Annotated in this window: 24 protein-coding genes; 21 read left to right on the top strand and 3 right to left on the bottom strand. The window is 38.2% G+C overall.

Annotated features, from left to right (window positions below):
- Positions 1 to 32 precede the first annotated feature (32 nt).
- The 4 genes from E7276_RS07330 (at position 33) to E7276_RS07315 (ending at position 5,526) form a co-directional block, all read left to right on the top strand.
- Positions 33 to 2,915 (top strand): FAD-dependent oxidoreductase, encoded by a 2,883-nt coding sequence (locus tag E7276_RS07330; RefSeq protein WP_330598949.1) that lies wholly within the window; start codon positions 33 to 35, stop codon positions 2,913 to 2,915.
- A gap of 133 nt (positions 2,916 to 3,048) precedes the next feature.
- Complete coding sequence (locus E7276_RS07325; protein ID WP_294215700.1) at positions 3,049 to 3,393, top strand: hydrogenase maturation nickel metallochaperone HypA; 345 nt, start codon at positions 3,049 to 3,051, stop codon at positions 3,391 to 3,393.
- A gap of 63 nt (positions 3,394 to 3,456) precedes the next feature.
- Entirely contained in the window at positions 3,457 to 4,524 is a 1,068-nt protein-coding gene (locus E7276_RS07320; RefSeq protein WP_294215698.1) for an acyltransferase family protein, read from the top strand.
- Positions 4,525 to 4,536: 12 nt separating this feature from the next.
- Positions 4,537 to 5,526 (top strand): acyltransferase family protein, encoded by a 990-nt coding sequence (locus E7276_RS07315; RefSeq protein ID WP_294215695.1) that lies wholly within the window; start codon positions 4,537 to 4,539, stop codon positions 5,524 to 5,526.
- Between the two features lie 123 nt (positions 5,527 to 5,649).
- On the opposite strand, the gene E7276_RS07310 is transcribed toward E7276_RS07315, so the two are convergent.
- From E7276_RS07310 to E7276_RS07300, 3 genes are read right to left on the bottom strand one after another with little or no spacing between them, the layout of a single operon-like run.
- The gene (locus tag E7276_RS07310; protein ID WP_294215692.1) at positions 5,650 to 6,267 is read right to left on the bottom strand and encodes a J domain-containing protein; all 618 of its coding nucleotides are present in this window, start codon (positions 6,265 to 6,267) and stop codon (positions 5,650 to 5,652) included.
- Positions 6,267 to 7,124 (bottom strand): DUF5685 family protein, encoded by an 858-nt coding sequence (locus tag E7276_RS07305; protein WP_294215691.1) that lies wholly within the window; start codon positions 7,122 to 7,124, stop codon positions 6,267 to 6,269. The genes E7276_RS07310 and E7276_RS07305 overlap by 1 nt, the downstream gene beginning before the upstream one ends.
- A 2-nt stretch (positions 7,125 to 7,126) precedes the next feature.
- Positions 7,127 to 7,558, bottom strand: coding sequence for a hypothetical protein (locus E7276_RS07300; RefSeq protein ID WP_294215688.1), 432 nt, complete (start codon positions 7,556 to 7,558; stop codon positions 7,127 to 7,129).
- Positions 7,559 to 7,809: 251 nt separating this feature from the next.
- Here E7276_RS07300 and E7276_RS07295 point away from each other — a divergent pair, with 251 nt between their 5' ends.
- The 17 genes from E7276_RS07295 to E7276_RS07215 all read left to right on the top strand — a co-directional run bounded on the left by E7276_RS07295 (position 7,810) and on the right by E7276_RS07215 (position 25,294).
- On the top strand, positions 7,810 to 8,190 hold the full coding sequence (locus E7276_RS07295; protein WP_294215686.1) for a metal-dependent transcriptional regulator: 381 nt from the start codon (positions 7,810 to 7,812) through the stop codon (positions 8,188 to 8,190).
- On the top strand, positions 8,190 to 8,648 hold the full coding sequence (locus tag E7276_RS07290) for a transcriptional repressor (RefSeq protein ID WP_294215684.1): 459 nt from the start codon (positions 8,190 to 8,192) through the stop codon (positions 8,646 to 8,648). The genes E7276_RS07295 and E7276_RS07290 overlap by 1 nt, the downstream gene beginning before the upstream one ends.
- A 71-nt stretch (positions 8,649 to 8,719) precedes the next feature.
- Positions 8,720 to 10,483: an aspartate--tRNA ligase gene (gene aspS, locus E7276_RS07285; protein WP_294215683.1), complete on the top strand. Its 1,764-nt coding sequence runs from the start codon at positions 8,720 to 8,722 to the stop codon at positions 10,481 to 10,483.
- Between the two features lie 250 nt (positions 10,484 to 10,733).
- Positions 10,734 to 12,272, top strand: coding sequence for an efflux RND transporter periplasmic adaptor subunit (locus E7276_RS07280; RefSeq protein ID WP_294215680.1), 1,539 nt, complete (start codon positions 10,734 to 10,736; stop codon positions 12,270 to 12,272).
- 11 nt (positions 12,273 to 12,283) lie between these two features.
- Positions 12,284 to 13,051 carry an ABC transporter ATP-binding protein gene (locus tag E7276_RS07275; RefSeq protein WP_294215677.1) on the top strand — a complete coding sequence of 256 codons (768 nt, stop codon included), beginning with the start codon at positions 12,284 to 12,286 and terminating at the stop codon, positions 13,049 to 13,051.
- On the top strand, positions 13,045 to 14,331 hold the full coding sequence (locus E7276_RS07270; RefSeq protein ID WP_294215676.1) for an ABC transporter permease: 1,287 nt from the start codon (positions 13,045 to 13,047) through the stop codon (positions 14,329 to 14,331). The genes E7276_RS07275 and E7276_RS07270 overlap by 7 nt, the downstream gene beginning before the upstream one ends.
- A gap of 83 nt (positions 14,332 to 14,414) precedes the next feature.
- Complete coding sequence (locus E7276_RS07265; protein WP_294215673.1) at positions 14,415 to 15,524, top strand: AI-2E family transporter; 1,110 nt, start codon at positions 14,415 to 14,417, stop codon at positions 15,522 to 15,524.
- Positions 15,525 to 15,642: 118 nt separating this feature from the next.
- Positions 15,643 to 15,789, top strand: a complete 147-nt coding sequence (locus E7276_RS07260; RefSeq protein ID WP_294215671.1) for a hypothetical protein — start codon at positions 15,643 to 15,645, stop codon at positions 15,787 to 15,789.
- A gap of 215 nt (positions 15,790 to 16,004) precedes the next feature.
- Complete coding sequence (locus tag E7276_RS07255; protein WP_294215669.1) at positions 16,005 to 16,265, top strand: DUF4160 domain-containing protein; 261 nt, start codon at positions 16,005 to 16,007, stop codon at positions 16,263 to 16,265.
- 5 nt (positions 16,266 to 16,270) lie between these two features.
- Positions 16,271 to 16,534 carry a DUF2442 domain-containing protein gene (locus E7276_RS07250; RefSeq protein ID WP_294215667.1) on the top strand — a complete coding sequence of 88 codons (264 nt, stop codon included), beginning with the start codon at positions 16,271 to 16,273 and terminating at the stop codon, positions 16,532 to 16,534.
- 187 nt (positions 16,535 to 16,721) lie between these two features.
- Positions 16,722 to 17,012 (top strand): laccase domain-containing protein, encoded by a 291-nt coding sequence (locus E7276_RS07245; RefSeq protein ID WP_294215664.1) that lies wholly within the window; start codon positions 16,722 to 16,724, stop codon positions 17,010 to 17,012.
- Positions 17,013 to 17,050: 38 nt separating this feature from the next.
- Positions 17,051 to 18,826 (top strand): ABC transporter ATP-binding protein, encoded by a 1,776-nt coding sequence (locus E7276_RS07240; RefSeq protein ID WP_294215659.1) that lies wholly within the window; start codon positions 17,051 to 17,053, stop codon positions 18,824 to 18,826.
- Positions 18,823 to 20,562: an ABC transporter ATP-binding protein gene (locus E7276_RS07235; RefSeq protein ID WP_294215658.1), complete on the top strand. Its 1,740-nt coding sequence runs from the start codon at positions 18,823 to 18,825 to the stop codon at positions 20,560 to 20,562. Before E7276_RS07240 ends, E7276_RS07235 begins: the two co-directional genes overlap by 4 nt.
- 120 nt (positions 20,563 to 20,682) lie before the next feature.
- Positions 20,683 to 21,447: a class I SAM-dependent methyltransferase gene (locus tag E7276_RS07230; RefSeq protein WP_294215656.1), complete on the top strand. Its 765-nt coding sequence runs from the start codon at positions 20,683 to 20,685 to the stop codon at positions 21,445 to 21,447.
- A gap of 362 nt (positions 21,448 to 21,809) precedes the next feature.
- The gene (glmS, locus tag E7276_RS07225; RefSeq protein WP_294215653.1) at positions 21,810 to 23,627 is read left to right on the top strand and encodes a glutamine--fructose-6-phosphate transaminase (isomerizing); all 1,818 of its coding nucleotides are present in this window, start codon (positions 21,810 to 21,812) and stop codon (positions 23,625 to 23,627) included.
- A gap of 76 nt (positions 23,628 to 23,703) precedes the next feature.
- The gene (locus E7276_RS07220; protein ID WP_294215649.1) at positions 23,704 to 24,033 is read left to right on the top strand and encodes a hypothetical protein; all 330 of its coding nucleotides are present in this window, start codon (positions 23,704 to 23,706) and stop codon (positions 24,031 to 24,033) included.
- Between the two features lie 100 nt (positions 24,034 to 24,133).
- Complete coding sequence (locus tag E7276_RS07215; RefSeq protein ID WP_294215648.1) at positions 24,134 to 25,294, top strand: MFS transporter; 1,161 nt, start codon at positions 24,134 to 24,136, stop codon at positions 25,292 to 25,294.
- Positions 25,295 to 25,309 lie beyond the last annotated feature (15 nt).

The raw sequence follows: 25,309 nt of genomic DNA, 5'->3' as shown, positions 1-25,309 counted from the left end.
TATAGGGTATTAAAGAAAGGGAGTATAAGAAAATGCCAGAAATGAGTAAAGCAGTCATCCCACCACACATGGGAGACAAAGCACCAAGCGAGAAGATTTTAAAGCTTGGAAAAAAGATTACAGATGTTATGCCACACAAGATGTTTGGCGTAAAGGTTGAGGATCCAGAGTACTGGGGTCTTGCAGAAATCGTAACAGAGGAAATGGCTGATGTTGCCCTCACTATGAAGGTGCGTCACCACTATACATTTGATGATTTATGCAAAATGAATCCTGAGAAATCAAAGGATAAAGAAGCTTTCCAGAAGCTTATTGATGAAATGTCATATATCGGACTTTTAGAGTACGATTATGGTAATCACTACGATCATAATGGACGTACAGCTCCTCAGTCTGAGAGAAGATATGTGCTTCCTATTTTCGTTCCTGGTTCAGCTGAGCTTTTCAACATGGAAGAGTCAGTTCCAGGAGAGCGTTCAAACAATAGATTAAAGGAGCATCCAGCTCTTGCATCATTCTTTGAGAGAATGACATATGTACCACTTGATGGACTTACACACCTTATTCCACCAGGAGGTGCTGGTGTAGGTATGCACGTTATACCTGTAGAAAAGGCTATTGAGTTTGAAAATGAAAAGGTTGATCTTGAGCAGATTTCTTATTGGCTCAAAAAATACGAAGGCCACATTGGTGTAGGTCAGTGTTCATGCCGTGTATCAAGAGCTTGCCTCGAAGAAGGTTGTGGTGATGATGAGATGAACTGGTGTATCGGCCTTGGTGATTTCGCTGATTATTGCCGCGAGACTGGTAAGGGTCACGATATCACATACGAAGAGGCTATGCGTATTGTTGAGCGTGCCGAGACACTTGGTTATGTTCACCAGATTACAAACATTGATGGAGAAAACAAGATTTTCGGTCTTTGCAACTGTAACGTAAACATTTGTAATGCCCTTCGTACATCACAGCTTTTCAACACACCTAACATGTCACGTTCTGCTTACACAGCTCACGTTGAGGCTGAAAAGTGCGTAGCTTGTGGTAAGTGCGTTGAGTATTGCCCGGCAGGTGCAGTTAAGCTTGGTCAGAAGCTTTGCAAAAAGGACGGCTCAGAGGTTGAGTATCCAAAGGTAGTTCTTCCAGACAGAGTTCACTGGGGCAAGGATAAATACGATGAGAACTATCGTGACAACAACCGTAAGAACTGCTATGACACAGGTACAGCTCCATGTAAGGTTGCTTGTCCTGCGCACGTTTCTGTTCAGGGTTATGTAAACATGGCAAAGAATGGCCGCTATGATGATGCACTTGCACTTATCAAAAAGGACAATCCATTCCCTGCTATTTGTGGCCGTGTATGTAATAAGAGATGCGAGGCTGCTTGTACACGTGGTACTATCGATGCACCAGTTGCTATTGATGATATCAAGAAGTTTATTGCTGAGCGTGATTTACACGCAGAGACAAGATACATTCCACCAATCGACATCCCTTCAAACCGTTTAACACAGTGGGATGATAAAATCGCAATTATCGGTTCAGGTCCTGCAGGTCTTTCTTGTGCTTATTACCTTGCAACAAAGGGCTACAAGCCAACAGTATTTGAGAAGAACTCTCGTCCAGGTGGTATGCTCACATGGGGTATTCCAACATGGAAGCTTGAGAAGGATGTTGTTGAGGCTGAAATCGACGTTATTCGTCAGCTTGGTGTTGAAATCAAGTGTAACGTTGAGGTAGGTAAGGACATCACATTAGATGAACTTCGTGCTCAGGGCTACAAGGCATTTTATGTTGCAATCGGATGCCAGGGTGGCAAGATTCCACCAATCCCAGGAACAGATGCAAAATCAGGTATCGACATCGCTGTTACATTCCTCCATGCGGCACTTGAGGATCAGAGCCAGAAGATGGATGGCAACGTAGTTGTTGTCGGTGGTGGTAACGTAGCTATCGACTGTGTACGTACAGCTGCTAGATTTGGCGCTTCAAACCCACAGATGTTCTGCCTTGAGTCTAGAGATGAGATGCCAGCTAACAACTCAGAAATCACTGAGACACTTGAAGAGAATATTGCAATCAACAATGGTTGGGGGCCAAAGGAAGTCCTTAAGGATGCAGAGGGCAACGTATCAGGTATCGTATTCAAGAAGTGTATATCTGTAAAGGATGCAGAAGGTAAGTTCAATCCACAGTACGACGAGAATGAGACAATGACTGTAGAATGCAAGAATATTATCTTTGCTATCGGTCAGGGCATCGAGTGGGGCGGACTCCTTGGTGATGGTAAGGAAAAGGTTGAGTTCTGGCATGGCAACTACCCAGTAGCTGACAAGCTTACATACCAGACAGCACAGCCAGATATCTTTGTTGGTGGTGATGTTTACTCTGGGCCTAAGTTTGCTATTGATGCTATTGAGGCAGGCAAATGTGCAGCAGATTCTCTCCACAGATTCGTACAGCCAGGTTGCTCTATGACAATCGGTAAGAATCGCCGTGACTTTATCGAGCTTGACAAAGATAACATTCTTGTGGAAGAATATGACACAGCAGGACGTAATGAGCCAGCTATTGATACAAGTATCGATATGAAGCATTCATTTAGAGATGCTCACCTTACACTTACAGAGGAGCAGGTAAAGGCTGAGGCTAGCCGCTGCTTAAAGTGTGGTGCTTCTGTAGTTGATGAGAATAAGTGTATCGGATGTGGTGTCTGCACAACTAAGTGTGCATTCGATGCTATCCATCTCCACCGAACTCATCCAGAGTGCACACACATGGTTAAATCTGAGGACAAGTTCAAACATATCGGAGCATACGCAGTTAAGCGTGCCGCTAAAATCGCATTCTCACGCAAGAGTGATGCAGAAAAGCAGGCCGAAAGAGAACATAAGGCCTATAAGAAGGCAAATAAGTAGTCTTCATGGCTTTATATGAGGCAGTAGGCATCAAGCTCTGAGGTCACTCAAGTGAAGCTTTTTATGCTGAACGGAGTGACTCTCAGGCTTGTAGCCGTAACTGCCGGGGTATATTAGAGAGGAAGTATAAGTAATGCATGAATTAGGTATTGTGTTTCATGTTGCAAAGCAGGTAGAGGAAGTTGCTGAGGAGAACAAGGCCGAGCATATCAGCGAGGTTGTTCTTTCAATTGGAGAGGTTTCCACAGTTATTCCAGATTATTTGATTGATTGCTGGGCATGGAATGCCAAAAAATATCCAAGACTTGATGGTAGCAAACTCACTTGCGAAACAATCAAGGCTGTGACATTCTGTGAGGACTGTAAGCAGGAATATGAGACAGTTGCTTATGGAAAGACTTGTCCACATTGTGGCAGTGAAAACACTTATCTTGTCACAGGAAATGAAGTAATACTTAAAGAAGTTATTGCGGATTAAATTAGTAAAGCTGTAGCCATTAAAGGCTACAGCTTTTCAAAATTGTTAAGAGGAGAATGTAAAATGACTCAATCGAAAAATAATGCTATACAAGGATTGCGCTTTTGGGCCATAGCACTTATTATAGCTTCCCATTGTGGATTCTTGGCTCAGGGGGGATTGGGAAATTGTATATTCTTTGCTATGAGTGGCTTCTTTGTTTGTCAGCCATTTAATGATAGTGATTATGAGTATAGTTATTTTAAACCAGGTACTTTTTTAAAATATTATATAAAGCGAATTATTAGAATTATTCCTGTAGCATGGATTTGCATGGCCTTCGCTGCATGGGGACTCAGAGTTCTGGATTTTCGTGATTATACAACTGAAAACAGTTTGGTCCTTAATATGTTCTTTATACGAAGCAAGGGACATCTTTGGTTTTTGCAGCAGGAGATATTCTTTTATGTTTGTGCGCCATTTATGTTACTTGCTGTTGGAATACTAAAAAAGCTTTTATCGCCGGTTATTAAAAAGGGTGCAATGAATTTTGTTATTTTTATTGCATTGACAGTGTGCGTTTTTATTTCTTATCATTACCTACCACTTACTGGATTTTTACTTAAGGGTAATGGTGGAGCACAGGTCCCTATGCTGTGGCTTTTCCTTATTGGAATGTCCTTTGCATATCTTCTCAAGATATTAAAAGCTGATATGAAAGCATCAAAGTTGGTGGCAGGTTTGTTTAATGTTGTAGGTTCCATGTTTGTAGTAACATGTCTTATTCTTACTATTGTAACCTCAGAGCAAATTCTCTCAGGGATCGACTCTAAATATGTTGGATATTATGTGGGCTGGGAGCATCAATTGATTTGCGCTTACATTGCATCTGCAGTTTTAGTAGTGCTTTGCCTTTTGCCAGAAGACAGTATTACAAAGAAATGCCTTGGAAATAGAGCATTTCTCCTTTTGGGAAATGCAAGCTTTAGTATGTATCTAATTCATGGCTTTTTGTTACCGTTCTTTGCGGAGCTATCAGTTTATAGCCAGATGGTTGTAATAGGCGGAATTTCACTTTCCATGGCTCTGGTCGTATATAAATATATTGAGAGTCCGCTTATGACAAAATCAAGACTTCTATTCAAAAAATAAAGGGGAGCATTGATGACTTCGACAAATATAAGGTCTACTAGAATGCCTCAGTTTGATTTGCTGAGAGTAGTGGCTATTTTAATAATATTTAACTATCATTTTTGCACTGAAATTGGAGCAGAGGATTCTATCTTTTGTGGCTATAAAAATGGTGGCTGGGGAAGTGTAGGTACCTGCATTTTCTTTATTCTTTCAGGCTACATGATTCAAATGACATGCAAAAATGTGGATATTAAAAAATATATAAAAAAGAGATTTCTTTCTATATTTCCACCCCTTTGGATTTGCTTTATTATTGCTTATTTGATTACAAGCATTAGCAGAAGTGATTTTTTCTGGGGCGGGAATATATTAAAGCTAGTACTGTCCTTTGCTGGTTTTGATACCTACGCAGTTTATTTCAATATATTAACTTATGCTTGTGTAGGAGAGTGGTTTACAGGAATGATCATTTTCCTTTATTGTGCATATTTAATTTTGCGAGTTTTGATGAGAAAAGCTCCTATAGCCACAACTATTGTGCTTACAGTATTGTATTTTGCAGAGGCGATGTATGCTATCCAGCCTGTTGTCCCTGCAGATGCTAGTATATTTACAGCTCTGGCTCTTTTCTGGCTAGGAATGCTTTTTCAGGAACATCCAAATTGGCTTGGATACGGAATTATTAAAACATTATTTGCCCTTATAGCAACGGGTCTTGTTTTATTTGTGCCGCTTCCTTATGTGGGAAATGTGCTTCCATGGAAGAATCTGCTTGGGATTGCATTGTTTTATCTGTTGATAAATCTGTTCTCAGCCATTCCTTATGGTGATAAGTCTAGAGAAACTCTTAAATATTTAAGTGGGATTTCCTTTATTATTTATCTAGCACATCATTTTGTAATAATATGGATGCTGAAAATAATGGATGGTAAAATAGTCGGATTAGCTTATATTGTTTCGCTAATGATTACTGTTATTGTAGCAGCAATAATAAGCAAAATTTGCTCGCATATAAAATAAATAGGTAAAAACAACGACCCTCGGGTGGCTGAAGCCCGAGGGCCTTTTTGCATATTCATGCAGAACATGCTTATGTAGGGAGAAAATATATGAATGGTCCGAATGACCTTGTAAAATATCTAGTTAAAAGAAACAGCAAAGGTTGCAAAGAAGGTTACATAAAATCATATTAAAGCACCATCTTGCAAAGCCAGAGTAAGGACGATAGTAGCCATAGCTAGTGCTTCGACTCTCGTACCAACTGTTACTCCAATCAATACTTTGCTGGAATTGTCTATATCTGAAATTGCTAGGCTCTAAGGCAATTGCACGACGTATAAATTCTCTAGCGTCGTTGAGATTTCCCATGCCTTGAGATGCCACAGCTGCGAAAAAGTACCATTGTCCGTTTCTGTTTTGATCTGGGATAGATGAAAGTACATTCATGGCCTGAGCAAATTGACGGGCATTTATATAATTAGCAGCGGCTTGCATTTCCATAGATGAGTATGAATAAGAGCCACTGTAATCTGAACTATTACTATAGGTACTTGATGAATAGCCATAACCATTTTGGCGTTCATCCATAATCTGGTTATAAGCAGCTTGAATCTCTTTGAATTTTTCCTCAGCCTGTTCCTTGTTAGGATTGTTAATGTTGGCATCAGGATGATATTTTCTACTGAGATTTCGGTATGCTTTTTTTATTTCATCTTCAGAGGCGCTCGGGCTAATACCAAGAACTCTATAAGGATCTATCATTAATTCTTCTCCTTGAAGCTATTATCTTTTTTCTTTTCTTTAAGCTGTAAGTAGTCGTATTTTGTCCAAACACCTGAGTAAATAATATTGCGAAGAATATTTGTGTTTTCTACGATAGGCAAGCGTTCGAATTGCTTTGCACATTCGGCCATGAGAGAAGTAAGATTAACTCTTACAAATGTCTCGAATTCCTTTGGTGATTCCTTTTTCATGAAAAGTAGAGGGTTATAGGAGCCTTTCTTTTCATCCTTTTTCAAATCATCATAGGCATCTATTAAATAAATGAATTTGCCTAAATAGTAGCCCATACACTTGAGAGTCTGAGCCCAGCCATCATCTTTCCAATTAAAAAGCTGACCTAACATTTCTCCGGTATAGCCGGATATTGCATCGATGTTAGTTTCTTTGTCATGCTCGGCAATAGTAAGCTTTTGAATATAATTTTCTACAGCTTTTGTTTGCCTAGGATAATTGAGCTTGATTCGTTTGTAATCCTTTTCAAGTAGCTTTGCAGCAAATCCAGATATCTTTGAATCGTCGTCTCTATAGTTATCCAATAAACTGTGATAGGAAAGAATGATATCCATATCAGCAGCATAAGCAATAGCCTCGCTTTTTAATCCAGTCTTGCTTTTAAATGGATGAATCATACATCTAAAATTTTCTGACTGAAACTCTGGCTCATATAAACTCTGAAGTAGAATTGCTAAAAAGCATAAATCATAGTTCAGAAGCATTTGCCCCTTAAAACCAGCTGAATTACCTAACTGTCTACAGAGTCCGCAATAAAAGCTTTGATATATTTTCCTATTATCTTGTGATAGCTGTGTTAAATCGGCGTGAACATATCCAAACAATTTTATACCTTCTTTATGAATTGATTTCCACATTTCCTACAGGTTACTTGGATTTTGCCTCGTCCTCTAGGTACTCTAAGTTTTTGTTTGCAAGAAGGACATTTGAAAATAGCATACATCCTTCTTTGCTGGATTGAATTTTTAATACGTGAAAACCAATTAATAATGTCGCGTGGGTTTAGCTTAAAACGTATTTTTTCTGTTTTATTAAGAAACCACTGGTTTTCACGGTAGCGTTTTTGATAATTTTTGGAGAACATTCTCCAAATGCTATATACAAGGCAGCCCATAGCCATAAGATAAACTATATTTGAATGAGTAATCATTGTGGCTATCATTAATATGAGAGCAAGCCAGGTGAAAAATCTTCCTAATGAATCTACACCTGTACGGCCTGCAAAAAATCTTGCCATTTTATATCTGAAATTGTTCATGTGGTACCTCCTAAAAGGTTTTTGCTTGTCTAAAATGAACAATAAACAATTAAATTGGAACCGTCAACAGTTTGAGAATCTATTTAATAAAAGTTTAAGAAATGATTAATAATGCTTGATAAAAACTAATAGTTAGGATAAACTAACAATAGTTTACATGGTTGCACTTGAGTGAGAAATATGTTATCTTAATAAAACAGATTGCATACAATTGAATTTATGCATTGTAAGATTCGAGGAGGAGTAATACCGTGAGAGCATTCAATAATGAATCATCAGAAAACTATTTAGAGACTATATTAGTTCTTAGCAAGAAGCTTCCTGTTGTTAGAGCTGTTGATATTGCCAATGAACTTAATTTCAAAAAGTCATCAGTAAGTATAGCAATGAAAAACCTTCGTGAGAAGAATCATATTACTGTTACTGATGCTGGATATATCTATCTTACAGATGAGGGCAAGGAAATCGCTGAAACTATATACGAGCGTCACGAGCTTATTTCAGATATCCTTGTTAGACTTGGTGTAGATGAGGAAATTGCATCTGAGGATGCATGTAGAATTGAGCATGTTATTAGTAAGGAAAGCTTCAAGGCTGTCCGTGATTATGCAAAGGATAAAATATTAAAGTAATGGATGTTTTAGGAAATGAGCAGCGCCAGCAGATTCTGCAGCAACTTAGAGAGGCAGGCTGTCGAATTACTAAGCAGCGCATGATTATATTAGATATCATATTAAATGGCGAACCTTCTTGTGTTAAGGAGATTTATCGAGAGGCAATCAAGCAGGATAAAAATATCGGTACTGCTACAGTATATCGAATGGTTAATACACTTGAGGAGATAGGTGTTATTAATCGTAAAAATATGTATCAGGTTGATTGTAGTAGCTGCGAGCTTCACTGCGACGACGAGGATTGTGATGGAGACTGCATGGGTGAATGTGCTAACTGCGAGACCCGTATTGTAGTTACCTTAGACGATGACTCAAAAATAGTTATAGATAGAAATGAATTGCAGGATTTACTTCAGGTTGCCCTTAAAGCTAAGGGACGTATTAATAACCAGAAGATATCTAGACTTGCGATGTAAATTGGTGTATTATTAAAGGGCTGTCAAAATACTGACAGCCCTATGTTTTATTTAGAAAGAGGAGAGATAAAATGACTCAGTCACGTACACACAACTGTAATGAGCTTCGCCTTTCAGATGCTGGCAAAGAAGTTACATTAGTTGGTTGGTTCGAAAACATTAGAAAGGTGTCTAAAAATCTTGGTTTCCTTATCCTTCGCGATTTTTATGGCACTACACAGATAGTTGTTGAGACAGAAGAGATGATGGCTGTTATCGATTCTGTTAACAAGGAGTCTACTATTTCAGTTACAGGTACAGTTCGTGAGCGTTCTTCAAAGAACACAGAGCTTCCTACAGGAGAAATCGAAGTAGTTCCTTCAAAGATTGAAATTCTTGGCAAGTGTACTCACAATGAGCTCCCATTTGAGATTAATCGTTCAAAGGAAGCAGATGAGAATACTCGTCTTAAATATCGTTATCTTGATCTTCGTAACCCAGAGGTTAAGAGCAAGATTATTCTTCGTAGCAAAATCGTAGCAGAGTTACGTAGCGCTATGATTGCTCACGATTTCATGGAGATTACTACTCCAATTCTTACATGCTCATCACCTGAGGGTGCTAGAGATTACCTTGTTCCAGCACGTAATCATCCTGGCAAGTTCTATGCACTTCCACAGGCGCCACAGCAGTTCAAACAGATTCTTATGGCATCTGGTTTCGATAGATATTTCCAGATTGCACCTTGTTTCCGTGATGAGGATGCTCGTGCTGACCGTTCTCCAGGAGAGTTCTATCAGCTTGATATGGAGATGGCATTCGCTTCTCAGGAAGACATATTTGCAGTAGTTGAGGATGTTCTTCCACCTATCTTTGCTAAGTACGGTGTATACAAGAGCGCTTCTACAGCTCCATTTGTACGTATTCCATATCTTGAGGCTATGGACAAATACGGTTCTGATAAGCCAGATCTTCGTATTGATCTTGTTCTTCAGGATGCTACAGATGTTATGGCTGATTGCGGATTCGGTCCATTTGAGGGCAATGTTGTTAAGGCTATCGTAGTTGATAACCTTTCTGCTACACGTAAGCAGATTGATGCTATGATCGCTGAGGTAGAGGTTGCTACAGCTCAGAAGACATACTGGTTCAAGTTGGATGAGAACGGCGAAATCGTTGGTGGTATCGCTAAGTTCCTTCAGGAGAGAAAGCAGGCAGTTATCGATAAGCTTGGTCTTAAGCCTGGTGATTTCGTTGGTCTTGCTGCAGGTCCACTTCTTGTTACTCAAAAGACAGCTGGTGTATTTAGAAAGCTTCTTGGTGCAGCAGCAGAGGGACACATGAAAAAGGAAACATACGAGTTCTGCTGGATTGTTGATTTCCCAATGTACGAAATTGGAGAGGAGTCAGGAGAGCTTGAGTTCTGTCATAATCCATTCTCAATGCCACAGGGTGGTATCGAGGCACTCAAGAATCAGGAGCCACTTGATATTTTAGCTTACCAGTACGACTTAGTATGTAATGGTGTTGAGCTTTCATCAGGTGCTATCCGTAACCATGATCCAGAAATCATGATTGAGGCATTCAAGCTTGTAGGTCTTGGCGAGGATGATGTAAAGGCTAAGTTCCCAGCTATGTACAATGCATTTACTTATGGTGCACCACCACATGGCGGTATCGCTCCAGGCGTTGACCGCATGATTATGCTTATCGCTGGTGAGGAATCAATCCGTGAGATTATTCCATTCCCAATGAACAAGAACGCACAGGATATCATGATGGATGCTCCTGCAACAGTTGATCAGAAGCAGCTTGATGATGTTCATATTGCAATTGTTATGCCAAAAGAAGATTAATCAATAAATATTCAAAGACATTCCTTTTATAGGGATGTCTTTTTTTATGTAAAAGTTTCTGCTAACCCTTGTAAAATCAAGAAAAATGAACGATAGGAGTTGGTAATGTGAAGACTATCTGAATAATTCTGAATTTAAGGTGTATTCCGTTTACATTGGGCTTTTTAGGGTATATATTTGCAAAAGTCAAAGCATGTTTTTGAAACAACAGATCAAAAGTTTTAGTAAAAAATATCAGGAGGAATACACAATGTCGAGTGAGACAAGTAAGGAGAAAAAGAAAGACACCAAGAAGCCTGGAAAAATAAAAAGATTTTTCAAAGGCCTCGGCAAATTTGTAAAGGGACATAAATTGTTATGTATCATACTGATGCTACTTATTGCAGCAGGAGGTATTTTAGGAAATAAGTTTTTGTCAAAGGCTAATAAAAGCGATAAAGAGGAAACAGGAACACTTACAACTGCAGTTGAGGTTATGGACTTACAATCATCCGTCAGTGTTACTGGTACTCTTGAAGCAGGACAATCTCAGTCAGTTACTTCTACAGTAGCAACTGGTACAGAAGTAGCAGCTGTTTATTATGAAGTTGGTGATTATGTTGAGGCAGGAACAGTAGTTGTTGAATTTGATTCAGATGATTATGCAGAGAAGCTTGCCGCTTTAAATGCTAAATACAATATCACAGATGTTCAGAACGAAAAAGCACTTCAGGATTATTTGGACGAAATTGCTGAATACGAAGAGGAAATAGCTGATATTCAGGAATGGTTAGATGAAAATGAAATCTATTATAACAACTTAGTAGATGCTTATGAAGACTACTTAGCTAACCCAAGTGATACAACAGCCCAGTCTAGATATACAACACAGACAGAATTAAGTAATCAGCTTTATGGCGTTACAATTGATACATATGAAGAAAAACAGGATTCATTAGAGGAGTATCAGGAGAAAATTGAGGAAGCTCAGTACAATTATGAATTAGCTGTATTGCAGCAGGAATATGATACTACATATACAAAATCAGAAGAATATGAATCTGTTACAGAGAGCCAGTCAGGAACACAGGTTGTGGCTCCTTTCTCAGGATATATTACAGCTATTAATGTAGAAGAAGGAAACAACTATACACAGGGTAATACCGTATTTACGATATCAAATACAGATTCATTCGTTGTAGAGGCGACAGTTGATGAGTATGATATTGCATCTATTACAGAAGGATTATCAGCAGTTGTAAAATTTGATGCTACAGATGATGAAGAGTTTACAGGTACAGTTACTTATGTTGCTGTTACTTCAGATTCAACTACTAGCTCATCAAGCTCATCAAGTTCATCTAGTTCATCAGGAACAAGCACAAGCTCAAGCTCAAGTACAGCTAGTTATGAAGTAAAAATCACTCTTGATTCTACAGATGATAGACTTCGTGTTGGTATGACAGCAAAGGCATCAGTAATTCTCGAGTCAGTAACAGATGCTTATGCAGTAGCTTATGATTGTGTACAGACAGACAGTGATGGAAATAGCTATGTAACTGCTGTTGATGATGCAGGTAATGAAACAAAGGTAACTGTAACACTGGGTCTTGAAAGTGATTACTATGTACAGATTATCAGTGATGAATTATATGAAGGAATGCTTGTAAAGGCAACAGCTTCAAGCACAACAAGCTCTGATTCAGAATCATCAGAGGATGGAATGATGATGAACATGGGCGGTGGCCAAGGCGGTGACATGGGCGGCGGCCAAGGTGGCCCAGGTGGCGGAGCTCCAGGTGGAATGTAGGAGGTGTTAATATGGCAGCAGGAGATATCATGCTAGATCTTCGTGACATAAGAAAAAGCTTTTTCATTGGCACTCCAAACGAATTTGAAGTTCTTCACGGCGTAAACTTTACGGTCCGTGAAGGAGAATTCGTATCCATCGTTGGTCAGTCAGGATCGGGTAAGTCAACATTAATGAATATAATTGGCGCCTTAGATCGCCCTACCAGCGGTGAATATACTCTAGATGGAATTGACATAGAAAAGGCTAAGGATCACGAGTTATCTATTTTAAGAAATAAAAAAATTGGATTCGTATTTCAGACCTACAATCTTATTGCTAGAACTAATGCAGTAAAAAATGTTGAGCTTCCTATGATGTATGCTGGGGTTGGTCGTGCAGAACGAACAGAGCGTGCAAAGATGCTATTGGAGCAGGTAGGGATGACACATCGTATGATGCATAATCCAGATGAGCTTTCCGGTGGTCAGAAGCAAAGAGTTGCTATTGCAAGAGCAATGGCAAATGATCCAGCAATAATACTTGCGGATGAGCCAACAGGTGCCCTTGATTCTGCAACAGGTAGACTTATCATGGATATTTTCCACAAGCTACACGAAGAGCAGGGAAAAACCATTGTACTTATCACTCACTCACCAGAGCTTTCACTTGAAACTGAAAGAATTATCACATTACGAGATGGTGATATTAAAGGTGTTGCTCAAGGAAAATGGCCAGAGCTAAAAAAAGAAATGCAAATAAATGTTAAGGCACAGGATAAGGAGGAGATGGCATGCTAATAATGGAAAATGTTCTCCTTGCGTTGGCAGGCCTTAAATCCAACATAATGCGATCCCTTTTGACAATGCTTGGTATTATAATTGGTATCGCATCAGTTATTGCTATTATGACAGTAGGTAATTCCATTACTGTTATGGTCAACACACAGATGCAGGAAATGGGAGCAAACAACCTTACAGTGGGTGTTAGTGCAAAAAGTACCTCTGAGGAGACAACAGCATCTGGTATGCATTTTGGTGCTGGTAACAGGCGTTCAATGGATACAGATGATTACCTTACAGATGAAATGGTTGAGTCTTTTTTGGAGGAATATGGGGATAATATTAAATATACATTGTTATCATCATCTGTAGGCTCAGGTACAGCAATTGACGGTGATTTGTATGCATATGTTAATGTGACTGGCTACAATGAAGACTACATGGAGTATACAGATTTAGATCTGTTAGCAGGAAGAACCTTTATTGAACAGGATTATGAGGATGCTGAGAAGGTTTGTATTGTTTCAGATTACTTTGTAAATAATATGTTTGATGGGGATACCTCGGCAGCACTTGGTTCTGCTGTAGAAATAAGCATCAATGGAAAATATTATACTTATTACATTGTTGGTGTATATGAGTATGATGGCAGTACCTGGTCAAGCTCTTCTACAGAGGACACTACAACTGATTTATATATTCCATATGAAACTGCAAGAAATCAGCTTCATACAACAAATGACGGATATGAGAGCATCACTCTTGTAACAACAATTGATACTGATTCAGAGGCATTTGCCGAGACAGTAGAAGATTACTTCAATGTAAAATATTATTCTAATAACGATGACTATGAAGTTACTGTAACAAGTATGTCTAGTATGATTGAATCTATGACTTCAATGATTACAACAATAGAGTTAGCCCTTGCTATCATAGCTGGTATTTCACTTGTTGTTGGTGGTATTGGAGTTATGAACATCATGCTTGTATCAATTACAGAGCGTACAAAGGAAATCGGAACTAGAAAAGCCCTTGGAGCTACAAACGGTTCTATTAGACTTCAGTTCATAACAGAGTCAGTGGTTATTTGTATCATGGGTGGTTTAATTGGAATAATCCTTGGTGTTACACTTGGATCAATTGCAGCCACATACATGGGCTACTCAGCTTCTGTATCTATTGTTGCAATCGTTGTTGCGGTAGTATTCTCTATGGGAATAGGTGTATTCTTTGGATACTATCCAGCTAATAAGGCTGCGAAACTCAATCCTATCGATGCACTTAGATACGAGTAAATTTAATACTTTTTTAAGAATTAAGACCTTGCTTTTGCAGGGTCTTTTTGTCATATTAAAGACATAGAAGACAGGAGGTAATTATGAAAAAATTTAGAGATAGACCATGGTACTCGCTGGCGGTGGCGATTTGCATAGGAGTAGCACTTTTCGTTTTATTAATTAGAATAAGTGAAGTTGTAGACGGCTTAGGTACATTTTTAGGTTTTTTCTCAACGGTATTCCTAGGGGCAGTAATAGCGTATATTATTAATCCTTTGGCTGTGTTTTATAGAGACAAGCTTTTCGGAAAACTGAAAAAGGACAAGCCAAAAACAGTTTTAGGAAATCTTTTGGCCTTTTTAACTGTAATAGTTTTCCTGGTTTATTTCGCATTTACGGTTGTTCCTCAGTTAATTTCTAGTGTAACTACATTTGCAAACAATCTTGATGATTACGCAAAGGGGCTTCAAAAGACAATCGATGCTCTTGGCGTCTCAGAAGTGGTAGATTTGAGCTTTTTGACTGCATCCACAACTGATATGCTAAATACAGTCACAAATTTTTTAAGTGACAATATGTCTACTATATTGTCGGCAACTGCTGGGGTTGGCAAAGCAGTAGGAACTATATTTATTGCATTCCTTTTATCCATCTATTTCCTGGCAGAAAAGGACAACCTAAAGGGAGGGGCCATTAGATTCCTGAAGGCTGTATGCAAGGGAAAATATGAGGATGTTAAATACGTTTTAAAGCGAAGTGATTTCATTCTTAGCAGATATATAGTTTTCAATATTTTAGATTCATTGATTATTGGTGTTGTAAATGCAATATTTATGGGCCTAGTTGGCCTTCCTTATATTGGGCTTGTTTCAATGGTAGTTGCAGTGACCAACCTTATTCCTACATTTGGACCAATCATTGGTGGAGCCATTGGTGCATTTCTATTGCTCTTAGTGGAGCCATGGTATGCTCTTGTATTTATCATATTTACATTAATATTACAGAATATCGATGGATACATTTTAAAGCCAAAGCTTGTAGGGGACTCTGTTGGAGTGTCAGGCTTATGGGTTTTAATTGGTGTCATTGTAGGTGGCAAAATGTTTGGAATAGTAGGTATTTTGCTTGCAATCCCTGGTGTGGCAATTTTAGATATGCTCTACGGAGAGTTTTTGTTGCCATGGTTGGAGGGGTCGAAAAAAGAAGAATAAGGTATTTTTGAAAAATGCAGGCTAGCAATAACCTTTTACAAATAATGATGCTAGCCCTTGCTGTTTATTTTTTTAATAAAAGGTATAATTGTAATTAATATAGTATCAGGAGGTAGAGATGGGAGTCACAAAGGAAAAGAAACAAGCATATATTAATGATCTTCTGGCTGAAATGAGACGCCGTGGATTTAGCGAAGAAGAAACTTCGACAATTATTGGAAAGACAGGATTTATGGAAGCAATAGAAAAATATCCGGAGGAATAGCTGCACTATGAGGTGTCTGATGCTGTTGACGAAATAATAACGATTGCAGCTAGAAAATGATTAATTATTATTTGACGTTACTATTCATAGTCAAATTAACATTTTTATAAAGCTTCTTTGACTTTTGTTTGATGTGACGGGTATAAATATGGACACCATGTTTTGGTAAGATTAGTAAAGGATTAGTAAAACAAAAACATGGAGGAAATAAAGAAATGCCGGTAATATCAAGGTTTTATGGAATTGAAATTTTAATGTACTACGAGGATCATAATCCACCACATTTTCATGCAAGATACGGAGAGTATAAGGTTTTGGTGGATATAAAGAAAGCTAGGGTACTAGAAGGACATATGCCTTCGCAACAGATAAAGTTGATTCTTGCATGGACAATTATTCATGGGGAAGAATTGATAAGAGATTGGGAACTAGCTAAAATGATGGAAGAACTAGAAAAGATAGAACCACTGAGGTAATAATTATGACACATGAAATAATACAAGTAGTTCCAAGAGATAATTATACAGTTTGGGTTTATTTTGCAGATGGGAAAATAACTTGTTACGATGTAAAACCTAATATGGAAAAAGGTTTATTTAAGAAACTAAATGACATATCTGTATTTATGCATAAATGTAAAATTATGAACGACACCTTAGCCTGGGATATTGGTGAGGCAGGTGAGGATGATTGTTTGGATATCGCACCAGAAGTTCTGTATGAATGTCCTGAGGTTTACGAATAAATAGATTAGCTAGTAGAAAAAGAGGACTTGAATTAATGAATGTCAGAAAAATTGTTTTAGCAGAAGAAAAAGACAAAGAAGAAAAAATGGTGTAACATATTTGACATTTGATTTACTGAAAGAAGCGAATGTTAAACATGGATTTTCTACAAGGCTTGGTGGTGTTAGCACGGGTGTATATGAACCCATGAATTTAGGGTTTAATCGTGGAGATTCTGATGAAAATGTTTTGTGCTGTATAGCGCCAAGCATTTGTAAGGACTGCTATGAAGTTAGTGTGGATGTTGCAGATGAGTTTATTTCTGCATTTGGAAAAGAAAAAAAAGACAACTTATTACGTCCATCTACGTTTAATCCAGATGATGAGAATAAATACATGCTCGATTTATGGGCAGCTTGCAAATTAGTATTCCTAGAGTCAGGCGCTACGCTTGACACTTTTTTTGAAAATGAGTTAGACATAACTAATACTAAGTAGTATTATGTAACTGCAAGTGGATAGGAGGGAAATATACCATGGAAAAAAAGAAAAGTGTCATACCTCAGCTTTTTAATTACGCTGGGAAGCACAAGTATCTCATGGTTGCATCATGGATACTTGCTGGAATTAGTGCGCTACTTGCGCTTGCACCATTTTATTATATTTGGTGCATCATTAAAGAAATTATTGAAGTGAGACCTAATTATGAAGAGGCAGTAAATATTACTTCATATGGATGGCATGCAGTAGCTATGGCGTTGCTTGCAATGTTTATCTACCTAGCTGCTCTTATGTGTTCTCATTTGGCCGCATTTAGAGTTCAGGTCAATATGCGAATTCATATGATGGAGCACATTATGAAGCTTCCTATGGGATATATCGAGTCTGAGGGAAGTGGAAAGATTCGTAAAGTGGTTGCGGATTCTACGGCAGCTACAGAAACATTTATTGCCCACAGCTTACCTGACAAGGCAGTAAGCTATGTAACGCCACTTGGAATCATAGGACTTCTTTTGTATTTCGATTGGAGAATAGGACTAATCAGTATGGTACCTGCGTTTTTTGCATTTCTTTGTATGGGAAAAATGATGGGTAAAGAGATGCAAACTGCCATGACAGAGTATCAGAATGCATTGGCGGACATGAGCTCAGAAGCGGTTGAATATGTACGAGGTGTTCCTGTTGTTAAAACCTTTGGACAGTCAGTTTTTTCATTTAAAAGATTTAAAGAAGCAATTGATAGATACGAGAAATGGGTTATTAACTATACAATCAACATGCAGTTTCCTATGGTGGGATTCGTAACTCTTTGCAATGCCATATTTGCAGCCTTGGTAGTATGTGGCTTCGTATTTACGAAGTCTGGTGTTGAAAATGAATTTTTATTTAATATTTTGTTTTACATAATTATCACACCAATTCTCACTATAACCCTGATGAAAGTGGCATACGCCGGGGAAAGTCAAATGATTGTTATGGATGCTCTTTATCGCATGGATGAAATTCTTGGTGTCGAGCCACTTAAGGAGGCAGCGAATCCTAAAAAGCCAGTTGATGCAGGCGTTGTTATTGAGAATGTTGATTTTGCTTATGATGATTCTAAAGGAAATGCTGTTGATTCAATTAGTCTAAGCATTAATCCTGGAGAACATGTAGCTCTTGTTGGGCCTTCAGGCGGAGGAAAGACTACTCTTGCTTCTCTAGTAGCAAGATTTTGGGATGTTAAATCTGGCAGTATTAAAATCGGTGGGGTCGATGTAAAAGATATTGCCAGCGCTGAGCTTATGAGAAATGTTTCCTATGTATTCCAAGATAGCAAGCTTTTAAAAATGTCAATATTAGACAATGTTAGACTTGGAAATCCAAATGCTACAGAAGAGCAAGTGCTACAAGCTCTCAAGGATGCCCAGTGCATGGATATTATCGAAAAATTCCCTAATGGAATAAACACAGTTATTGGAACTGAAGGTGTATATGTTTCTGGCGGTGAAGCACAGCGTATTTCTATTGCCAGAGCATTTCTAAAGAATGCGCCTATTCTTATTTTGGATGAGGCTACAGCATTTGCAGATCCTGATAATGAAGCAAAGGTGCAGCAAGCATTTGCAAATCTTTCAAAGGACAAGACCGTAATTATGATTGCTCATAGACTGTCAACAGTTGTGGATGCAGACAGGATTTGTGTGCTCTCTGGTGGAAAAATCATAGAGTCAGGAAAACATGAAGAGCTTATTAAAGCAAATGGTGTCTATAACCATATGTGGTCTGAGTATAACAAATCGGTTAATTGGAAGGTAGGTAAGGGAGCATGAGTTTAGTAGAAAAATTACAACACAAATACGCCCTTTCTGAAAAAGGCGCTAAGGATATGATTAAAGCCTTCGGGGCTTGTACAATTTCAAATATTTCAATGATGTTCCCAGTTGGAGTATTATTTACATTTTCATCAGAGCTGTTGGATGGGAAAGACCTAAGAGAGAATATGACCTTTTATATTGTTGGGTCACTTATCTGCTTGGCATTAATTGCATTGACTCAATATATCCAATACAGTGCAACATTTTATTCAACATATGTTGAGAGTGGTGTTAGACGACGCTCTCTCGCTGAGAAGCTGAGAAAGATACCGCTTTCCTTCTTTGGGAAAAAGGACCTTGCAGACTTAACCAACACAATTATGGCTGATTGTGCAATGATTGAGACTGCATCTTCTCATTGGCTTCCAGAACTTGTAGGAGCTATGATATCCACAACAATTGTAGTAATTTCTTTATTCTTCTTTGATTGGAGAATGGCGATTGCTGCCATGTGGGTACTGCCTGTTTCCTTTGTCATTGTATTTTGCTCTAAGCCTTTTATGCACAAGATGAATCGAAAAGGAAGCAAATACAAGGTGGCCTGTCTTGATGGAATTCAAGAAGCCCTAGAAACAGTTAGAGATTTAAAGGCCTATAATGCGCAGGAAGAATATATGGTAGGTCTAACAAAAAAGATAAAAGCAGTTGAAAATCATACAATAGCAACTGAGTTTTCCAATGCAGCATTTGTTGGAAGCGCTCAGATGATTTTAAAGCTTGGTATCGGAACAGTGGCAGTTGTTGGTTCTTCTCTTTTAGTGGCAGGCGAGATTAACGTAATTACGTTTTTCATGTATTTACTTGTAGTTTCGAGAATGTACGAGCCGCTTCAGATTTCATTACAGAATTTTGCAGCCCTTATTGCTACAGATACTCAGTGCGAGAGAATGGATGAAATTCTTTCTCATCCAGAACAGACAGGCCAGGAGCGTCTTACAAATAATGGATATGACATTGAATTTAAGGATGTTAAATTCTCCTACGAAGATGGCGAGGCGGTTTTAAATGGAGTAAGTTTTGTGGCAAAGCAGGGTGAGGTTACAGCACTTATTGGCCCTTCAGGTGGTGGAAAAACAACAGTAACACGACTAGCTGCCAGATTCTGGGATATTGATGCTGGAAAAGTTACAGTTGGTGGAATGGATATTAGCAAGATAGACCCTGAAACTTTGCTATCTATGTATTCAATTGTTTTCCAGGATGTTACGTTGTTCAATAACACCGTAATGGAGAATATTAGAATTGGTAAAAAGGATGCTACAGACGAAGAAGTAATTGCAGCAGCAAAGCTTGCTAGATGCGATGAATTTGTTTCGAAGCTTCCAGATGGTTATAACACAATGATTGGTGAAAATGGCTCTGAGCTTTCAGGTGGTGAACGTCAGCGTATTTCCATTGCCAGAGCATTCCTTAAGGATGCCCCTATTATTCTTATGGATGAGGCTACAGCATCTCTTGATGTTGATAATGAATCACTGATTCAAGAAGCAATTTCAGATTTGATTAAGGATAAAACAGTTCTCGTTATCGCACATAGAATGCGTACCGTTGATGGTGCCCACAAGATTGTAGTACTTAAAGATGGTGTGGTGGCAGAGCAAGGAGCACCAGCTGAACTTCACGGAGTTAAAGGAATCTATTCTCACATGGTAAATATGCAGATGGAATCTGATACTTGGAAGATGGCTTAATTATTAAAAAGGGAGACTAGAAGATGTTTGAGCGAGGAACTTACAAATTTATTCTTGATACTATGATTAACTGGATTGTTTTTGTTGATAAAAAATAATTATTGAAAAATGGAGATTGCTATGAAAGTAGATTACAAAAATTGGATGCCTAAGGGCATGGTATTAAGTGCATTTTTGACAGCAGTTGTACTAGGGGTGATAACAGCAGCAGTTGGAATTTCATCAGTATTTGGAATTATTTTATTGGTGTTAACCGCCCTTAGTGCAGTCGCTGCTATATGGATGTTTTTAATGTATAGAGCATTCTCATATAATGGCAAAAGACAGATGTCAAAACAGATTATTGAGGGAGTTTCATCATATGTGAAAATTCCTGATGGCGGAATTGGGCTAGATGTAGGCTGCGGAAGTGCGGCTCTTACAATTGCCTGTGCAAAGAAAAATCCGAAGGCAAAAATGATTGGTGTTGATCGATGGGGAAAGGAATATGCTTCGTTTAGTAAGCAACTATGTGAAAACAATTCAATTGTTGAGGGCGTTGCTAATACATCTTTCCGCAAGGGTGATGCATGTAAGTTGGATTTCGAAGATGAGACTTTTGATGCAGTAACCAGCAATTACGTTTATCACAATATTCCAAGCAAGGATAGACAGGCGATTCTTCTTGAGACTCTAAATAAGTTAAAAAAAGGTGGCACATTTGCTATCCACGATATTATGTCTAAGGGGAAATATGGTGATATGGAAAGCTTTGTAAAAAAATTAAAGGACATGGGCTACGAAGATGTTAAGCTTGTGGATACTACAAACGGCATGTTTATGAGTAAATGGGAATCAAAGTGGATGGGGCTTTCTGGATCTGCAATTCTCATGGGAACGAAGTAGGAAAATTTTAATAAAAAATACACATAGAAAGGCTATATTCCCCTTATATTGTTGATGCAGTATGAGGGGGATTTTGTTTGACATAAGTTAGCATGTGCGTTAGAATACACATCGTCGTAGATTGAAAATTGAATAGGAAAGAAATCCACGTATTTATTCCTCGTTTTAGCGCCATGCACCAGTTTGATACTGGTTAACGAGGAGGAGGGATTATCGAAAATTCGGCGGGTGCCCTCCCGTACAGCCTAGTGCGAACGCATTATTAAATATGCAGGTAACTGCAAAACAGAGGTAATGCGATAGGTGATTTTAGAGTTTTATCGACTTAGGTCGTGAATAATAGAAAGAATGAGGAATTAAATATGTGTGGAATTATAGGTTTTATTGGAAATGATGCTTTAGCAAAGATTCTAGATGGTTTGGAGCTTCTAGAGTACAGAGGATATGATAGTGCAGGGCTCGCTGTGCGAAAAGAGGACGAGACTGACACTCAGATTTATAAATGCCAGGGCAGAGTTAGTGATTTGAGAAAGATTATTCCAAACTCAGACGCTAGTTTTAGCTGCGGTATTGGTCATACCAGATGGGCAACTCACGGTGGTGTAAGTGATGTTAACGCTCATCCTCATAAATCTGGAAAGGTTACAATAGTTCATAATGGCATCATTGAAAACTATGCCCTTTTGAAGGAGGAATATGAGCTTTCTGACAAGCTTGTTTCTGAGACAGATACAGAAGTGGTGGCTGCCCTTTTAAATAAGTTTTACGATGGAAATCCAAAGGAAGCTATCAAGAGAACTGTTAAAAAACTCCAGGGTACATTTGCGCTTGTAATTATGTTTGATGATATTCCAAATACCATTTTTGCAGTAAGAAATGTAAACCCAATCGTTGTTGCTCACGGTGAAGGTCATGCTATTTTGGCTTCTGATCCAGCAGCTATTTATGAGTATTCAAAAGAGTATTTTGTTTTAGATGAGAATGTTATTTTGACATTAGAACCATCTGCTTACACAGTAGAAGATTTTGATGGAAATCAGGTCCCAGTGGAATTCACAAAGGTTGATTGGGATGTAACTTCAACTGGTAAACAGGGATATCCTTTCTACATGGCTAAAGAAATAGATGAACAGCCTTCTTGCATTCGAAGAATTCTCAGCAATTACCTTATAAACAACGATATTGATTTTGGCTTTAATGGAGAGCTAGATAAAGCACTAAAAAAATACAATCGAATTTGCATTGTAGCTTGTGGAACAGCGCTTCATGCAGGAATGGTAGGAGCTCAACTCTTCAAGAAATGGTGCGGTATTACAGCTGAGGTAGAAATGGCATCAGAGTTTATTTATTCTGATACTGTTTTGGATGAGAATACTTTATTTATAGCCGTATCCCAGTCTGGTGAGACTATTGATACATTAGAAGCATTGAACAGAGCAAAAGAAGCAGGGGCATTATGTCTTGCTATTTTAAATGTGCGTGGTTCATCTATGTCTAGAGTTGCGGATATGAGTCTTTATACAGATGCAGGCCCAGAGATTGCAGTTGCAAGTACAAAGGCATATACTACACAGCTTTTGATGTTCTATATGATTGCTCTTAAAGCTGGTTTCCTGAAAGGAAAAATCTCAGAGGATTATTTAGAGTCTGCCATCAAGAACTTAAAGCAAATTCCAAATGCCATGGCAAAAGTTATTGAGAAAAAGGATGATATTCATAGATTGTCAAAAGAAGTAATCACTTGCCCTGACTTATTTATGGTAGGTCGTGGATTGGATTATTTGGTGTTAATGGAAGGTGCTTTAAAGCTCAAAGAAATCTCATATATTCATTCAGAAGCATATGCAGCAGGCGAATTAAAGCATGGCCCAATTGCATTGATATCTGAGGGAACACCAGTTATTGCTGCTGTGACTCAGACTAATTTGATTTCTAAAGCAATATCAAATGTAAAAGAAATCAAGGCTAGAGGGGCAAATGTGGTACTACTTGCAAAGAATGAGCTTAAAGAGGATTTTTCAGATGAGTATCATGTAATAGGCTTGCCTGATTTGGAAGATGTATACATGGCATTTCCAGAGATTGTAGCTTTGCAGATTTATTCATATTTTGTATCTGCAGATAAAGGTTTAGATGTTGATAAGCCAAGAAACTTGGCAAAAGTAGTAACTGTTGAATAATATAAATGGGATAAATACGTGGATTCTTCTATGACAAAAAATGATATGTTTACCGACACAAAACAAACAGATTAGGATGCTGCATAGGCCAACCTTTCTCATAACGATTGGTATAAGTAGTCCTGATGGAGAATTCTTTGATAAGGAATATTTAGGGCATTTTTTTGATTATGTATATGAGCATAGAGAATTACTAGACGGGATAATTAAGTGTGGCTATGGTCTGACTTTCTTAGAAATGATTACGGATTATGTTAAGAAGAAATGGTTGGCAAATGAGGATGAGTATAAGTTAATTGCATTCTCTGGAGCTCTGTTTAATAGCTGCGTTTACTGGGCAAAAAGTGATTATACTATCAAGGAAGAGATACTGATTAATAGCTTGGTAGATACATATAAACGATGATATACAACTTGGCTCTTAACCTATTGCAGCCAACATTAATTATTGATATATTGGCGAGGTAGTATAGATTAATTAATTAAAATTGGAGGATTATTACTAGATGGGTTCATTGCTTTTGGCGGTAATTTATTTGATTTTTATTAGTTTGGGATTGCCTGATTCATTGCTAGGCTCAGGCTGGCCAAAGATGCAGATGGTATTTGATGTGCCATCCTCATATGCAGGCTACGTTTCTATGACAATTTCTTTTATGACAATTATTTCGGCGTTACTTAGTCCTAGATTTATTAAGAGGTTTCATACAAAATGGATTGTAATAGTATCTATTTTACTTACTGTATTTGGATTACTGGGATTTTCGTTTTCGTGGAATTATGCATTATTGTTCGTATTTGCGATACCATATGGACTTGGAGCAGGAGCAATAGATGCTTCAGTAAACCATTATGTTGCTAATAATTATTCGGGTTCGGTTATGAGCTTCTTGCATTGCTTTTATGGTGTGGGAGCTGTGATTAGCCCATCAATTATGGCGCTAGCTCTCAAGTATGCTAGATGGAACGAGGGATATCGTTGGACAGCATATCTTCAAATTGGAATCTTATTAGTTTGCATTCTTTCTTTACCTCTTTGGAAGATTGGCAAGGAAGAACAGGATGAAGAAATTGCAGATAGCGCTGGGATTCGTGAGACTATAAAGCAACCAGGTGTAATTCTTACATTAATCGCTTTCTTTGCTTATTGCTCTGGAGAATGTACTTGCTTCCTTTGGACACCAAGTTATTTTGCTGGTACAAGAGCAGGATTAAGTGATCAGCTTATAGCGTCCTTTGGTTCATTAATCTTTGGAGGATTGATGCTAGGAAGATTTATATCTGGTTTGATTTCAAATAAGCTTGGCGACAGATTGTTAATAAGAATTGGAATAATAGTAGAGTTATTTGGAATATTGCTTGTGGCTATTCCAAGTGCTGGATATATAGTTGCAGCTGTTGGGTTTGTAATAATAGGAACAGGAATGGGTCCTGTTTATCCTTCAATCCAGCATATGGCTCCAGAAAATTTCGGTAAGAGATATAGTGCGGCGGCAATTGGTCTTCAAATGGCCTCTGCATATGTTGGCAGCACATTTATGCCTACAGTATTTGGAATAATTCAGCAGCAAATAGGCATTGGAATCATGCCAGCATATTTGCTTATATTTGCTCTATTAAATATAGGAATGCTTGAGTTGACATATAAGTCATTAAGAAAAAATTAGTTAAGAGAACCGAAA

Source organism: Pseudobutyrivibrio sp. (assembly GCF_015057185.1).
Lineage (GTDB): Bacteria > Bacillota > Clostridia > Lachnospirales > Lachnospiraceae > Pseudobutyrivibrio.
The sequence above is the reverse complement of the archived record's forward strand: the minus strand, read 5'-3'. Positions and strand labels throughout refer to the sequence as shown.

Coding starts and splice junctions, on each gene's coding strand:
- aspS (WP_294215683.1), top strand. CDS start 8,720: ATGACTCAGTCACGTACACACAACTGTAATGAGCTTCGCCTTTCAGAT.
- E7276_RS07260 (WP_294215671.1), top strand. CDS start 15,643: ATGGGAGTCACAAAGGAAAAGAAACAAGCATATATTAATGATCTTCTG.
- E7276_RS07245 (WP_294215664.1), top strand. CDS start 16,722: ATGAATTTAGGGTTTAATCGTGGAGATTCTGATGAAAATGTTTTGTGC.
- E7276_RS07220 (WP_294215649.1), top strand. CDS start 23,704: ATGCTGCATAGGCCAACCTTTCTCATAACGATTGGTATAAGTAGTCCT.
- E7276_RS07230 (WP_294215656.1), top strand. CDS start 20,683: ATGAAAGTAGATTACAAAAATTGGATGCCTAAGGGCATGGTATTAAGT.
- E7276_RS07320 (WP_294215698.1), top strand. CDS start 3,457: ATGACTCAATCGAAAAATAATGCTATACAAGGATTGCGCTTTTGGGCC.
- E7276_RS07215 (WP_294215648.1), top strand. CDS start 24,134: ATGGGTTCATTGCTTTTGGCGGTAATTTATTTGATTTTTATTAGTTTG.
- E7276_RS07270 (WP_294215676.1), top strand. CDS start 13,045: ATGCTAATAATGGAAAATGTTCTCCTTGCGTTGGCAGGCCTTAAATCC.
- E7276_RS07300 (WP_294215688.1), bottom strand. CDS start 7,558: ATGAACAATTTCAGATATAAAATGGCAAGATTTTTTGCAGGCCGTACA.
- glmS (WP_294215653.1), top strand. CDS start 21,810: ATGTGTGGAATTATAGGTTTTATTGGAAATGATGCTTTAGCAAAGATT.
- E7276_RS07250 (WP_294215667.1), top strand. CDS start 16,271: ATGACACATGAAATAATACAAGTAGTTCCAAGAGATAATTATACAGTT.
- E7276_RS07315 (WP_294215695.1), top strand. CDS start 4,537: ATGACTTCGACAAATATAAGGTCTACTAGAATGCCTCAGTTTGATTTG.
- E7276_RS07240 (WP_294215659.1), top strand. CDS start 17,051: ATGGAAAAAAAGAAAAGTGTCATACCTCAGCTTTTTAATTACGCTGGG.
- E7276_RS07235 (WP_294215658.1), top strand. CDS start 18,823: ATGAGTTTAGTAGAAAAATTACAACACAAATACGCCCTTTCTGAAAAA.
- E7276_RS07280 (WP_294215680.1), top strand. CDS start 10,734: ATGTCGAGTGAGACAAGTAAGGAGAAAAAGAAAGACACCAAGAAGCCT.
- E7276_RS07265 (WP_294215673.1), top strand. CDS start 14,415: ATGAAAAAATTTAGAGATAGACCATGGTACTCGCTGGCGGTGGCGATT.
- E7276_RS07325 (WP_294215700.1), top strand. CDS start 3,049: ATGCATGAATTAGGTATTGTGTTTCATGTTGCAAAGCAGGTAGAGGAA.
- E7276_RS07255 (WP_294215669.1), top strand. CDS start 16,005: ATGCCGGTAATATCAAGGTTTTATGGAATTGAAATTTTAATGTACTAC.
- E7276_RS07330 (WP_330598949.1), top strand. CDS start 33: ATGCCAGAAATGAGTAAAGCAGTCATCCCACCACACATGGGAGACAAA.
- E7276_RS07275 (WP_294215677.1), top strand. CDS start 12,284: ATGGCAGCAGGAGATATCATGCTAGATCTTCGTGACATAAGAAAAAGC.
- E7276_RS07310 (WP_294215692.1), bottom strand. CDS start 6,267: ATGATAGATCCTTATAGAGTTCTTGGTATTAGCCCGAGCGCCTCTGAA.
- E7276_RS07290 (WP_294215684.1), top strand. CDS start 8,190: ATGGATGTTTTAGGAAATGAGCAGCGCCAGCAGATTCTGCAGCAACTT.